Annotated in this window: 11 protein-coding genes; 10 read left to right on the top strand and 1 reads right to left on the bottom strand. The window is 68.7% G+C overall.

Going from position 1 to position 14329, the window contains the following annotated elements; all coding sequences use genetic code 11:
* The 9 genes from GM672_RS28400 to GM672_RS19340 form a co-directional block, all read left to right on the top strand.
* On the top strand, positions 1-600 hold a 600-nt coding region (locus tag GM672_RS28400; RefSeq protein WP_211517394.1), incomplete at its 5' end, for a beta-xylosidase family glycoside hydrolase.
* A 223-nt stretch (positions 601-823) separates the two neighbouring features.
* On the top strand, positions 824-2800 hold the full coding sequence (locus tag GM672_RS19305) for a glycoside hydrolase family 2 protein (RefSeq protein ID WP_229427704.1): 1977 nt from the start codon (positions 824-826) through the stop codon (positions 2798-2800).
* Positions 2801-2890: 90 nt separating this feature from the next.
* Positions 2891-4216 (top strand): extracellular solute-binding protein, encoded by a 1326-nt coding sequence (locus GM672_RS19310; RefSeq protein WP_229427703.1) that lies wholly within the window; start codon positions 2891-2893, stop codon positions 4214-4216.
* 8 nt (positions 4217-4224) lie between these two features.
* Positions 4225-5103: a carbohydrate ABC transporter permease gene (locus GM672_RS19315; RefSeq protein WP_155472168.1), complete on the top strand. Its 879-nt coding sequence runs from the start codon at positions 4225-4227 to the stop codon at positions 5101-5103.
* The gene (locus tag GM672_RS19320) at positions 5100-5948 is read left to right on the top strand and encodes a carbohydrate ABC transporter permease (RefSeq protein WP_155472169.1); all 849 of its coding nucleotides are present in this window, start codon (positions 5100-5102) and stop codon (positions 5946-5948) included. The genes GM672_RS19315 and GM672_RS19320 overlap by 4 nt, the downstream gene beginning before the upstream one ends.
* A gap of 6 nt (positions 5949-5954) precedes the next feature.
* A complete protein-coding gene (locus GM672_RS19325; protein WP_229417824.1) occupies positions 5955-6986 on the top strand; it encodes a LacI family DNA-binding transcriptional regulator in 1032 nt (343 codons plus the stop codon).
* Between the two features lie 229 nt (positions 6987-7215).
* Complete coding sequence (locus GM672_RS19330) at positions 7216-10053, top strand: TonB-dependent receptor (protein ID WP_155472170.1); 2838 nt, start codon at positions 7216-7218, stop codon at positions 10051-10053.
* Between the two features lie 11 nt (positions 10054-10064).
* Entirely contained in the window at positions 10065-11024 is a 960-nt protein-coding gene (locus tag GM672_RS19335; RefSeq protein WP_155472171.1) for a glycoside hydrolase family 43 protein, read from the top strand.
* Positions 11025-11118: 94 nt separating this feature from the next.
* A complete protein-coding gene (locus tag GM672_RS19340) occupies positions 11119-12903 on the top strand; it encodes a putative bifunctional diguanylate cyclase/phosphodiesterase (protein ID WP_155472172.1) in 1785 nt (594 codons plus the stop codon).
* 17 nt (positions 12904-12920) lie between these two features.
* Here the strand turns inward: GM672_RS19340 and GM672_RS19345 are convergent, their stop codons facing one another.
* A complete protein-coding gene (locus tag GM672_RS19345) occupies positions 12921-13106 on the bottom strand; it encodes a hypothetical protein (RefSeq protein ID WP_155472173.1) in 186 nt (61 codons plus the stop codon).
* Between the two features lie 221 nt (positions 13107-13327).
* Here GM672_RS19345 and GM672_RS19350 point away from each other — a divergent pair, with 221 nt between their 5' ends.
* The gene (locus tag GM672_RS19350; protein ID WP_155472174.1) at positions 13328-14317 is read left to right on the top strand and encodes an ATPase; all 990 of its coding nucleotides are present in this window, start codon (positions 13328-13330) and stop codon (positions 14315-14317) included.
* The last annotated feature ends 12 nt before the right edge of the window (positions 14318-14329 follow it).

Raw genomic sequence — 14329 nt, forward strand, 5'->3', positions numbered from 1 at the left:
CTGCACTTCGCCGGCCCCCGCCTGGCGCCCGGGTGGCGCTGGCACCGTGCCCCGGCCGGTGCCGACTGGAAGCTGGGCAAGGCCGGCCTGACGTGGCGCACGGGGGCAGGGGACCTGTACGGCGACGTCAACACGGCAGCCGTGCTGACGCGCGCGCTCCCGCCGGGCGACGTGCGCATCGACGCGCGGGTGCGGCTGGACGCGCCGGAAGACTGCTGCGCGACCCATGTCCAGGCCGGACTGGTGCTGCTGGGCGACGACGACCATTACGTCAAGCTTGCGGTGCTGGCCGACGCCGGCCTGCACCAGGTGGAATTCGCCAAGGAGGGCACCCCCGGGGAAGCGGGCTGGCCCCGCTATGGCAATACCGTGGCCGGCACGCCCGGGGCAGGGTGGACGTGGCTGCGGCTCGAAGTGCGCCAGGCCGGTGCCGAGCAGCAGGTGGCGGCGTGGTCCAGCCAGGACGGCCGCACGTGGGTGGGCGGCGGCACCTGGACCCACCGGCTGGACCGGCCGCTGCGACTGGGCCTGGTGGCGATGGGCGGGGCGGGGCGCACGGCCACGTTCGCGTCGGTCGCCGTGGCGCGGCTGTCGCGGTGATGAAACAGGGCGGGCGCGGCACGGTCAAACGGGCGGGCCTGGCGATAAGGTTGTTGGTAATATGACCCAGACTTATGAGTTGATGCGCCATGGGCTGAGGCTTCATGCGTGATGCTGCATGAGTCGGTGCATCCTGAATCGATGCGGCAGAACCCATCGGCCGGTCCGGGCGAGCTTGCCCGCACCGGTCCTGCAGCGGCTTTCCCAACGGAGGAATGACAAAGTGGACCATCCCCGCCCGCAATTGCGGCGCCCGCAGTGGCTGAACCTGGACGGCCCGTGGCAGGCCATGCTGGACGACCGGGCCGACCATCACGATCCGGCCGACGTGCCGTTCGACCGCACCATCATCGTCCCCTTCCCGCCCGAGGCGGCAGCCAGCGGGCTGCATGACACGGGCTTTCGCCGGCGCGTGTGGTACCGCCGCGTGGTCGGGCTGGACGACGATCTGCTGCCGGGGTCGGACGAGCGGCTGCTGCTGCATTTCGGCGCCGTCAACCACCGGGCCCGGGTCTGGATCAACGGCCACTTCGCCGTCGAGCACAAGGGCGGCCACAGCCCGTTCACCATCGACGTGACGCGCTACCTGTCCAGCCACAGCCTGGAAATCATCGTCCAGGCCGAGGACGACCCGCACGACATGCACAAGGTACGCGGCAAGATGGACTGGGAACTCGAACCCCACTCGATCTGGTATCCCCGCACCACCGGTATCTGGCGCACCGTGTGGATGGAGAAGGTGGGCCATGCCCACATTTCCCGGCTGCGCTGGACGGCCGATGTCTTCACGTGGCAGATCCGCCTGGACGCCGATATCGCCCACCTGCCGAAGAACAGTACATTAAATGTCGTGCTGCGCCTGGGCGAACGGGTGCTGGTGGCGGACCGCTGCCTGCTGACCGAGGACGTGCTGTCGCGCCTGTTCCAGCTGCCCGATCCGGGCATCGACGATGCCAGGGCCCACTGGATGTGGAGCCCGGAAAGCCCGCAGCTGATCGACGCCGAAATCACCCTGCATGCCGAGGACGGCCTGGTGCTCGACCACGTCGTCAGCTACACGGCGCTGCGCACGGTGTCCGTCGACGGCGACCGCTTCCTCCTGAACAGCCGGCCGTACTACCTGCGCATGGTGCTGGACCAGGGCTACTGGCGCGACAGCCTGATGGTGGCGTCGGCCGAACAGCTGCGCCACGACGTGCTGCTGATCAAGCGGCTGGGCTTCAACGGCGTGCGCAAGCACCAGAAGTCCGAGGACCCGCGCTGGCTGTACTGGTGCGACGTGCTGGGCCTGTGCGTATGGGCCGAGATGCCGTCCGCCTACGGCTTCTCCAGCGCCACCGTGCACGGCGTGATGGAGGAGTGGAAGGAGCTGGTCGAGCGCGACATCTCCCATCCCTGCATCGTCGCCTGGGTGCCCACCAACGAGTCGTGGGGCGTGCCCGAGCTGATGCACGACCGCCGCCAGGTCGACTTCGTACGCGCCATGTACCACATGACGCGGGCGCTGGACGGCACCCGGCCCGTGGTCGGCAACGACGGCTGGGAAATGCCCTGCGGCGACTTCGTCAACATCCACGACTACCATATCGACCCGGAAGAGCTGTACGCCCGCTACGGCAAGCGCGAGAACCTGCCGTACACCTTCGAGCACGTGCGCCCGGCCCGCCGGCGCCTCGTCATCGACGGTTTCAATGGCCTGGACAAGCCCCTGTTCCTGTCCGAATTCGGCGGCATCGCCTGCATGGACCAGGCCGACACGAAGGGCTGGGGTTACTCGGTGGCCCGGGACGGCAACGAGCTGCTGGCGCGCTACCGCGAGCTGATGGCCGCGATCCACCGCTGCCGCGCGCTGTCGGGCTTCTGCTACACCCAGCTGACCGACACCTTCCACGAGAAGAACGGCCTGCTGACGGAAGACCGGGTGCCGAAGGCGCCCATCGAGGCACTGGCCGCGGCCACGCGGGGGCCGGATGCCCACCTGCACGACTGGTATGTCGACCCGCTGGGCCACAGCCTGCTGTGGCGCGAAAAGCATGCCTCGTCGCAGCCGGCGGACCTGCTCGACCCGGGCACCCACGAGGACGTGCGCATCGCGCTGGGCCAGCAGCTGGTCGACACTGCCGCCGCGGGAGGGGCGCCGGACGACCAGCCGGGCACGTCAGGGCCGCCCGGCCCGCGCGTGCCGCTGCCGGTCAAGTAAGCCGGTCAAACGGCCGCCCATAGAAGAACCAGAAGAACCACAGGAACCGGCCTGGCCCGCCAGGCGAGGAGACGCAGTGAAGGATTCGACGTGATACGGCGCCGCCGCCTGTCGGCCGCGCTGCTGCTGGCCTGCGCGCTGCCGGCCCTGACCTTGCCGCCGGCCGCGCTGGCCGCCGACGTTTCCGGTGCACCCGTGCAGACGGTGCGCATGTGGACCTTGCTGAGCGGCGGCGACGGCGCCCGCATGCGCGAGCTGGTCGAGCGCTTCAACGCTTCGCAGCAGGGCGTGCGGGTCGAGAGCACGACCTTGAAGTGGGGCGAGCCGTTCTACACGAAGCTGATCACGGCCAGCGTCGTCGGCGCCGGCCCCGACCTGGCCACGGTCCACCTGTCGCGCCTGCCCAACCTGGCCGGCGGCGGCGTGCTGCGGCCCATCCTGCCGTCCGAACTGGCGGCGGCGGGGCTGGCCGGCGGCGATTTCCTGCCGCGCCAGTGGGCCAAGTCCCAGCACGCCGGCCGCACCTATGCCGTGCCGCTCGACCAGCACCCGCTGGTCCTGTACTACAACAAGAAGCTGGCCGGCCAGGCGGGCCTGCTCGACGCCGCGGGCCAGTTGAAACCCATCGAGGGGATCGATGCGCTGACCGAGGCCTTCCGCAAGATCAAGGCCAGCACGGGCAAGCCGGGCATGACGATGGAAAGCGCCCAAAGCAGCTATGCCATCTGGCGCCTGTGGCTGTCGATGCTGGCGCAGCAGGGACTGCCCGTCGTCGCCGACGGCCGCTTCGCCTACGGGCCGGCCGGCGCGGCCACCCTGGCGCGGGTGGCCGGGTGGTTCCAGGCCGGCTATGCCACGCCCGGCATGGATTATCCCGCGTCGACCAGCCAGTTCATGGGCGGCAACGCCGGCTTCATGATCAACGGCGTGTGGGAAGTGCCGGAACTGGTGCGGGGCCAGGCCCAGGGCACCCTGGGTTTCGAGTACGGCATCGTGCCGCTGCCGCGCATGTACCGCGACGCCAGCACGTGGGCCGATTCGCACGGCTTCGCACTGCCCGCCAACGGCGACAATCCCATGACGCCGGCCAAGGCGCGTGCCGTGCTGGCCTTCGTCGCCTTCGTCAGCCGCCATTCGCTGGGCTGGGCCGAAGGGGGGCATATTCCCGCGTACCGGCCAGTGGCCGAATCGGCCGAATTCCTGGCCCTGCAGCCGAACGCCCAGTATGCGGCCGCCGCCCGCAACGTCGTCTACGACCCGGATGGCTGGTACATGGGCGCGGCCGGGCCGCTCGAGGCGATCGCGTCGAAGTTCCTGCCGGCGCCCCTGTCCGGCCAGTTGACGCCCGAGGACGCGCTGCGCCGCTTCGAGACGGAAGCCGTGCGGCTGCTGCGCAAGCGCGCCCCCCTGTATTGAGGACAGCGATGAAACCACCGCCCGCCCGCCCGCGCCGCCAGGAGACCGTGCCGGCCCTGCTATTGCTGGCGCCTTTCCTGGCCGCCTTCGGCCTGTTCTTCCTGGTCCCGGCCGGCCAGACCCTGTACCTGAGCCTGACGGACAGCAGCCTGACACGCACCAGCGCCTTCGTCGGGCTGGCCAATTACGCCAACCTCGTCAATGACCCGTCGTTCTGGGCCTCGCTGGGCAACACCTTCTATTTCTCCCTGCTGACCGTGCTGCCGCTGACGGTGCTGGGCCTCGTGATGGCGCTGCTGGTCGACCGCTTCACCCGCGCCGGGCCGTGGCTGCAGGGCGCCTTCTTCCTGCCGTTCGTGCTGCCCATTTCCGTGATGACCCTGATCGCCGACTGGATGCTGCAGCCGTCGGCCGGCATCGTCAATCACCTGCTGGGCATGCAGCGGGCCTGGTTCGCCGACGTCCACTGGGCCATGCCGATGGTTGCCATCGGCACCATCTGGTGGACGGTCGGCTTCAACATGCTGATGTTCCTGGCCGGCCTGCGCAATATCCCGCGCGAACTGTACGAGGCGGCCGCGCTGGACGGCGCCCGTGGCTTCGCGCTGTTTCGCTACATCACGTGGCCGCAACTCAAACCGGTGGCGTGGACGGCCTTCGTGCTGCAGCTGATCGCGTCGCTGAAGATATTCGGCCAGACCTACATCATGACGACGGGCGGACCGTTCAACACCACCCGCGTGACCTTGCACTACATGTACGAGACGGCGTTCACCCAGAGCGATGCCGGCTACGCGGCCGCCATCGCCATGGCCTTCGTGCTGATCGTCGTGGCCCTGTCGCTGACGCAGGGCTGGGTGGCGCGCCGGCTGGGGCGGCAGGCATGAGCGCCGCGTCGCAATGCCGGTACGGGGGCCTCGGCTGGACCGTCGTGGCGGCCCTGTGCGCGCTGGTGCTGGCGGCGCTGTGGGTGGCGCCGCTGCTGTGGGCCCTGTCGACGGCGCTGCGCCCCGAGCATGAAACCATCTCGCCCGTGTTCCACTTCCTGCCGCGCGACTGGACCGTCGCCGCCTTCGCCAAGGTGCTGGGCGCCGGCAACGTGCCGCGCTGGCTGTTCAACAGCGCGCTGGTGGCCTTCCTGGTGACGGTCGTGACGATGGCCGTCAGCCTGATGGCGGCCTACGCGTTTTCGCAGATGCGTTTCCGGGGCCGCAACCTGCTGTTCATGCTGGCCATGCTGGCCTTCCTGCTGCCATTCGAGGCGCTGCTGGTGCCGCTGTTTCGGATGATGAACCAGCTGGGCATGATCAACAGCTACGCCGGCATCGTGCTGCCGCAGGTGGTGTCGCCCGTCGTGATCTACGTGTTCCGCCAGTTCTTCGACGCCATTCCGCAGGATTTCCGCGAGGCGGCCGTGCTGGACGGCGCCTCGCCGCTGCGGGTGCTGTGGAGCGTCTACCTGCCCATGTCCGGCAACATCGTGTGGGCCATGGCCATCGTCACCTTCATCGGTGCATGGAACAACTTCCTGTGGCCCTTCATCATCGTCACCTCCAGCGACATGATGACGATTCCGCTGGGGCTGACGCAGACCTATGACGCCTTCGGCGTGCGCTACGCCCAGCTGATGGCCGCCGCGCTGCTGGGAGCCTTCCCCGTGGCGTTGGCCTACCTGGTGTTCCAGCGCCGCGTCACGCACGGCTTCCTGGCCGCCACGGGCCTGAAGGGCTGAGGCACGATGCCGGCACGCCGCCCCACGATGACGGACATCGCCAAGCAGGCCGGCGTGTCGCAATCGACGGTGTCGCTGGTGCTCAACGACGTGCCGGGCACCAAGGTGTCGCCGGCCACGCGCGAGCTGGTGCTGGCCATCGCGCGCGACATCAGCTACCCGCTGGTGCGGCACGTTCGCAGCAGTGCCGCGCCCGCGCGCAACCTGATCCTATACCTGACGGACGAACTGGCCACCAGCCCGCACGCGATGCAGACCATCGACGGCGCCACCAATACGGCATGGGAGCACGACTGCCTCGTCACCGTCTTCGCCACCCGCAGCGATCCGGAGCGGGAGGCAGCCATCCTGGCGCAGATGCTGGCCCACCCGGCGCTTCTGGGCGTCATCTACGCCACCATCTTCACGCGCGCTGCCACCATTCCCGCCGTGTTGCGCGAGGTGCCCACCGTGCTGCTGAACTGCCATGCGCGCGACCACGCCATGCCGTCGGTCGTGCCGGGCGAGGTGCTGGGCGGCTTTGCCGCCACCATGCACCTGGTCGAGGCGGGCCACCGGCGCATCGGCTTCATCAACGGCGAGCCGTGGCTGGAGGCGGCCGCGGAACGCCTGAAGGGCTATCGCCAGGCCCTGACGACGGCCGATATCCCGTATGACGCGGCGCTGGTGCGCCAGGGCGACTGGCAGGTGGGCAGTGGCTTCGAGCAGGCCAGCGCGCTGCTGGCCCTGGCCGACCCGCCCACGGCCCTGTTCTGCGCCAACGACCTGATGGCCGTCGGCGCCATCGACGCGGCGCGCAAGCTGGAACTGGACATCCCCGGCCGGCTGTCCGTGGTCGGCTACGACGACCAGGACATGGCCCGCTACTTCCATCCGCCCCTGACCACGGTGCTGTTGCCCAACGGCGAAATGGGACGGTGGGCGGCCGAGACGGTGATCGCCCAGGCCCGGGCCGGCGTGCCCGGGCGGCGCCACCACATCAAGATGGAGTGCCCGCTGGTGGTGCGCGACTCGGTGGCGCCGCCCGCGCCGAGATAAATCCGCCCGCGCGCACGATCGTGGCGCAAAAGCGTTGCGCACGCCACGCATCCGGTTGGCGTTCGCCGCGCGTTATGACTAATATTTATTAGTTCGCCAATTAACAGCAAGGCATTAACGTTCCCGAAAGCTTTCACCAGGCGAAAGCCGTGCCGCCGCGACCTTTCCGCCGGCCGCGCATGTGCGTCACCGCCGTTCCAGCCTGGGCCAACCTACAAGTGGAGACGATATGAATGCATTCCGAGTCAGGCCGATCTGCGCCGCCGTGCTGCTGTTGAGCGCGGGCAGCGCGCTGGGGCAAGTCGCCCCGGCCACCCAGGACACCCCACCCCCGGCCGATGCCGCCACGCCTCGGGCGACGGCCAGTCAGGCTGCCAGCGCGGGACAGAGCGCCCAGGGAACGCAAGGTGCAGGGCCCGAGGCCACCGCGCCGATCGCCACCGTGGAGGTGACGGGCATCCGCCGCAGCATCCGTTCGGCCGAGCAGATCAAGCGCGACGCCACCCAGGTGGTCGATTCGATCAATGCCGACGATATCGGCAAGTTCCCCGACCGCGCCACGGGCGACGCGCTGCAGCGCATCGCCGGGGTGCAGGTGGGGCGCGACCGGGGCGAGACGTCCTCCGTCATCATCCGCGGCCTGCCGGACGTCGTCACGACGCTCGACGGCAACGACATCTTCACGGGCCGCGGCCGGCGCCTGTCGTACCAGGACCTGCCGGTGCAGTCGATCGCGGGGCTGGACGTGTACAAATCCGCCACCGTCGACCAGTTCGAGGGGGGCATCGCCGGCGCCGTGAACATCCGGCTGCGCGCACCGTTCGACTACAAGGGCCGCACCGTCACGGGCTACGTGGAAAACCGCCGCCAGCAGATCAACGGCAGCGACGCGGCCAGGACGCGCAACAGCCCGGGCGGCGGCCTGTTGTTCAGCGAGCGGTGGAACAGCGGCGCGGGCGAGATGGGTGTGCTGTTCGACGTCGCGTACAACAAGGAGCACTGGGGCTTTCCCGTGCAGTGGAACGACCGGCCCGACCGCATCTTCTCCGTCAGCCCGGACGGCACGGCCATCCGCCTGAACGACGACCAGCCGGTGGCGCCCCTGAAGGCGGGCGACCGCCTGGGCAGCCTGCAGCACGTAGGCGGCATCTACAACGGCGGCGAGCGCGAACGCTTCTCCGGCCACGGCGCCTTCCAGTGGAAGATCAATCCGAAGCTGGAGTTCACCACCCAGTACCTGGGCATGGGCTACCGGGGCGAAGCCGAAGTGGACTACATGCTGGCCATCGTCGGCTGGACGCCACGGCTGACCAACGTCGTGCTGGGCGACGAAGACGCCGGCTGCGCCACGCCGGAAGGTATCATCTGCCCGATCCAGGCGGCCAGCGCGCCGGCCGCCCGGTTCGGCGGGCCGTATGACTGGGACCCGTACGTGGCCACCAGCGCCTGGGGCCAGAAGGAACGCACCAATACCCACTACCTCAATTTCGCGCTGCAATACCGTGACGGACCCCTGTCCGTCAACTCGGCCTTGGCCCTGACGCATTCGAAGTTCATCAACGACACCGTCATCGTCGACCAGCAGGTGCCCGGCGCCAGCGCCAGCATCTACAACTATGGCGCCGACGGCCATGGCGGCTACAACGCCATCACGACGCCCACCAGTGCCAACCCGCTGCGCGACCCGAACCAGTTCGTCCTGCGCGGCATGGTGCAGAACTGGGAAGAGTCGGTCGGCAAGCAGGCCCAGTGGCGCACGGACGCCACGTACAAGCTGGGCCAGGGCTTCCTGCGCGCGCTGAAGTTCGGGGTGCGCCTGTCGCACCGCGAAACGGCGTACCACAGCGCCGAAGGGCACAGCGACCTGCCCAATGTCAACCGGCCCAGCCCGATCGCCGCGTTCGGGCCTTCGTTCCAGAGCCTGTCGCCCGGCGTCGACCGGCTGGGCGGGCCGTATCTCGTGCCCACGCGCGGCTTCCTGATCGACCAGGCCGACACGGTGCGGTCCGTCTACGGCGCCGCGCCCGGCCGCGTGCCGGACGATCCGACCCGCATGTTCGACCAGCGCGAGCGCACCGGTACCGCGTACCTGTCGGGCCGCTGGCAGACGACGCTGGCCGGTATGGAGGTCAGCGGCGACGCCGGCGTGCGCGTCGTGCGCGTCAACCGTACCCTGCGCGGCACCAGCAAGATCGGCGACGTCGTCACACCGTTCGACCAGAAGACGTCGGAAACGAATGTGCTGCCGAACGTGTCGGCCCTGGTCAACTGGCGCGATAACCTGCAGTCCCACCTGTCGGCTGGGAAGACCATCACGCGGCCGGAGTTCAACCGCCTCAATCCGGCGCTGTCGCTGATACCGCCGACAGTCAACGCCCCCGGCACGGGCAGCGCGGGCAATCCGAACCTGGACCCGACCAAGTCGGTGAACCTGGACGCCACCCTGGAATACTACTTCCAGAAGAACGGCTTCGCGCAGGTGGCGCTGTTCCATCGCGATATCGAAGGCTACCTGCAAAACTACCAGCAGGATGAAGTGATCGGCGGGCAGACCTACCGCGTCACGCGCCCGCAAAATTCCGGCAAGGGCACCTTGAAAGGCGCCGAGTTCAGCATCCAGAAGTTTTTCGACTTCCTGCCCGGTTTCTGGAGCGGCTTCGGCGTGCAGTACAACTACACGTGGATCTCGGGCGACAACGAAACCCGCACCTCCCTGACCAGCGACGTGCTGCAGAAAACCGGCCTGATCGACGTGGCCAAGCGCAGCAACAACTTCGCGCTGCTGTACGAAGGCAACGGGCTGACGGGCCGGCTGGCCGCCACGCGCCGGGGCTCGTACACGGAAGCCGTGCTGGAACCGCGCTTCCGACAGGACCGCGTGGTGCAGGGCCAGACCTACGTCGACCTGTCGCTGTCGTACGAACTGACGAAGAATATCTCGGTGCAGTTCGACGCGATCAACATGACGAAGGAAAAGTACGAGAGCTTCGTGGGCGACCCGAGCCGCCCGCGTGACATCCGCTACAACCCCACGACCTACGGCCTGGGCCTGCGGTTCAAGCTGTGACAGGAGGGCGCATGGCCGACAGTTTCATCAACCCCGTCTACCCGCACACGATGGCCGACCCCTTCGTGCTCAAGCACGACGGCCTGTACTACGCCTACGGCACGGCGCCCGTAGGCGCCGATGGCCGCGCCTTCCCCGTGCTGCGCTCGGCCGACCTGGTACGGTGGGAACCCCTCGGCCATGCGCTGGTGCCGCCCGGCGGCACGGATTTCTGGGCGCCCGAGGTGGCGGCGCGCGACGGCAAGTTCTATATGTACTATTCGGCCCAGGGCATCGGCGGCCAGGACCACCAGCTGCGCGTGGCCGTCAGCGAGCATCCGGCCGGGCCCTTCCTCGATGCCGGCGTCGTTCTGGTGCCGGACCAGCCGTTCTCCATCGACGCCCACCCGTTCCGCGACCGCGACGGCAGCTGGTACCTGTACTACTGCGTCGACTTCCTCGAGCTGGAAGACGATCACCGGGTCGGTACCGGCATCGTCGTCGACCGCATGCTCGACATGACGACGCTGGCCGGCGAGCCGCGCGTGGTGGCGCGCCCGCACGAGGACTGGCACCTGTTCCTGAAACAGCGGCCCATGTACGGCAATGTCTACGACTGGCATACCGTCGAGGGCGCGGCCGTGCTGCTGCACGAGGGCCTGTACTACTGTTTCTACAGCGGCGGCGCGTGGGAGCGGGAAAACTACGGCATCAGCTATGTCGTGGCGGACCATCCGCTGGGGCCGTTCCGGCGCCCGCCCCAGGGCGGCGCGGCACTCCTGATGAGCACCCGGCCGGGCCGGCTGATCGGGCCGGGACACAACTCCTTTACTACGTCGCCGGACGGCAGCCAGACGTGGATCGTCTACCATGCATGGCAGCCCGATATGGCCGGGCGGCGCATGTGCATCGACCGGCTCGACTGGGTCGACGGCCGGCCCGTGACGACGGGGCCCACGTGGATGGAGCAGCCGGCGCCAGCGGGTGGCTAGCAAGCTGGCGTGCTCCTGCATGGCGGGAAAAGGAGTATCGTCCAGGACACTTGGCGTGCTCATTTGATCGCGCGGGTGCGCCCCGGAGGCCCCGATGAACGATCGAATCACAGCAGCCCCCGCGCCGGGAACCGCAGCCGACCCCGGCGCCGGTTCCGGCGCCGGCGGAGCGACGCTGCAGCAAGCCCATGTCGACTCCAATTTCGCCGACCTGACCTTGGGGGCGATCTCCGACGCCGTGCTGATCACCGACATCCACGGCCTGATCACTTACTGCAATCCGGCCGGCTGCGCGCTGCTGGACCGCGGGCCCGGGGAGATCCTCGGCTGGCCCGTCACCGAACTGGTCATGCTGATGACAGCGGAACTCGACCCGCAGCCCCATCCCGTTCCCGCCGTGCTGCGCACCGGGCGCCCGACGCGCCTCCCGGCCGGTACCATTCTCGTGCGCCCGGATGGCGTTGAATTCGCCATCGAGGATTCGACCTCGCCCATCGTCGACCAGCAGGGCACCTTGCTCGGCGCCGTGATGGTGTTCCACGACGTGACGACGACGCGGCAGACCATGCTGAAAATGACCCATCAGGCCACCCACGACTTCCTGACGGACCTGCCCAACCGGGCGCTGCTCGACAGCCGCCTGGCCCACGAGCTGGACCTGGCCGCGCGCCACGCGGCCGGCCTGGCGGTGCTGTACGTCGACCTGGACAACTTCAAGCATGTCAACGACTCATTGGGCCATCGCGCCGGCGACCGGCTGCTGCGTTCCGTGGCCGGCCGCCTGTGCCAGTGCGTGCGCAAGAGCGATACCGTCAGCCGCTTCGGCGGCGACGAATTCGTCCTGTTGCTGACCACCGAGGGCAATGCCGCCCACGCGGCCGCGGCGATCGCCGGCAAGATCCTGACGACCCTGGCCGAGCCGCACCAGGTGGACGGGCAGGCGCTGCACACGGGCGCCAGCATCGGCATCAGCATCTTCCCGGACGACGGCATCGAAGGCGAGACCCTGGTGAGGAACGCCGACACGGCCCTGTACCTGGCCAAGAGCGGCGGCAAGAACGCCTTCCGCTTCTTCGAGCCCCATATGAACGCGGACGCCGTGCAGCGGCAGCAGTTGCAGGACGGCCTGCGCGTGGCGCTGGCGGGCGGCCAGCTGGCCTTGCACTACCAGCCCAAGTTCGACCTGCGCTCGGGGCGGCTGACGGGCAGCGAGGCGCTGGTGCGCTGGCACCACCCGCAACTGGGCAACGTCTCGCCGGCCCGCTTTATCGCCATCGCCGAGGACTTCGGCATGATCGGCGCGCTGGGGCGCTGGGTGCGCGACACGGCGTGCCGGCAGATGGTGGCGTGGGAGCAGGGCGGGGCGGCGCCGTCGCAGGTGGCCGTGAATGTATCGGCGCAGGAACTGCACGGCGCCGGCTTCGAGGACGGCCTGCGGCAGACGCTGTACGAGACGGGCATCGCGCCGGAACGGCTGCAACTGGAAATCACGGAAGGGGTACTGCTGCGGGAGACGGATGCGGCGCTGGCCAAGCTGCGGCGCGTGCGCGACATGGGCGTGAGCCTGGCCATCGACGATTTCGGCACCGGCTATTCCAGCCTCAGCTACCTGCGCCGGCTGCCCGTGGACATCATCAAGATCGACCAGAGCTTCATCCACGATATCGGCCAGGACCAGGCCGGCGGCGTCATCGTGCGGGCTGTCATCGGCATCGGCCAGAGCCTGGGGCGGCGCATCGTTGCCGAGGGCGTCGAGGATTCCAGCCAGCTGGACTTCCTGCGCGAGCAGGACTGCGACGAAGGCCAGGGTTACTGGTTCAGCGCGGCCCTGCCGCCAAAGGAATTCGCCAGCCGCTACTGCCAGGGGCTGGCGGTGTGAGGGGCTTCGGCCGGTCGTCAGCAGCTGCGGCGGTCGCCCGGGCAGGCCAGCACGCGCTTGATCGTGGCCGGCTTGATGCGCTTGCGGGTCAGGAACATATGGGCGTCGCGCAGGCCCAGTGACTGCTGCATCAGCAGGGCGCGGTTGATGACCAGTTCGGTCGTGACATCGGTACGTGAATATGCGCGCTGGACTTGATTCATGCGTCTCTCCTGGTGAATGGGGTAAGGCGTATTGCGGTCATTGCGAAATACGGCCCCAGCTTACGCGATACGGGCGAACCGGACAGTGCGCCAGTTCACCAAAGGACCGGGGAGATGCGCTCCACGGGCCACGTCCGCGCGCTACAATAAGGCCGTCGCCAGCAGGCCGCCGCGCCATCCGCCGCGCCAGCGGCCGTTTCCATATGACCCATTCGAGAATCTTGCATGCGTATTGCCAGGAACTGGCCGACGTCGTCGACATCGACGCGGCGCGCCGCTGCTTCGCCTGCGAGGAGCCGCCCCTGCCGCGCTACCAGTTCCATTGCGACGACCCCCACTGCGCGCCGCTAAGGGTGCGCATCACGGGTGTCAACTACCGGGTGTTCGCTTCCGAGTCGGCCAAGTACGTCGCGCCCCACTTCCGCGCACTCGACCCCCACCACCCGGATTGCCAGTGGATGCTCGATAGCGATCCGGATGCGCCGCGGCCGGGCGAGACGGCCGAGGAGGCGCGCCAGCGCCAGCTGCGCCGCAAGCTGCATGACATGGTTACCGTGTTCGATCCGACGGTCCGGCGCGACGAAGCCCCCACCGCCCGGCCAGCCGATACGGCGCCTGGCGACGTGGGGTACCCGGCAGGAGGCGCCGTTCCCGTGCGTGGGCCCGCGGCCGGCGGCGACGGGCCGGACACCCGCACCAGCCAGCTCACGCGCCTGGTCGAGACCTACGTGGAAGCGAGGACCACCCTGCCGCGCGAGACGTTCCGCGAGCTGACGATCCGCGTCGTGGGCGAGGGCACGATGCTGCTGGACGACTATTTTCGCCACCTGGCCGGTGCCGGCCTCGACACCGCCAACCGCGTCATTTACGGCGGTGCGCGTCTGACGAACCGCTACGGCAAGGGTTTCAAGCTGAAGTTCTTCGACAAGGTGGCCGGTACGGACGTGTTCCTGTATGTCAGCCCGGCCCGGATGGCGGCCTACCGCTTCCGCAAGCTGCTCGAGCTGGCCCTGGCGCGGGCCGACGACGTGCGCTATTTCAAGGTCTATGCGCTGGGGCGGCTCGTGCCCGGCAAGGCGCCGCGCCATACGGATTTCATCGTCGACGACCTGCGCCACCTGGTGCTGGTGCTGGGACCGGAAAAGGCCGATGCCGCCGCTGCGCCGGATCTGCCGGATGCGGCCGGTGACGCGGCCGCGCCGGTGTTGTAAAAGCGGCGCGCA

This window comes from Pseudoduganella buxea, assembly GCF_009720835.1.
Classification (GTDB): Bacteria; Pseudomonadota; Gammaproteobacteria; order Burkholderiales; family Burkholderiaceae_D; genus Rugamonas; species Rugamonas buxea.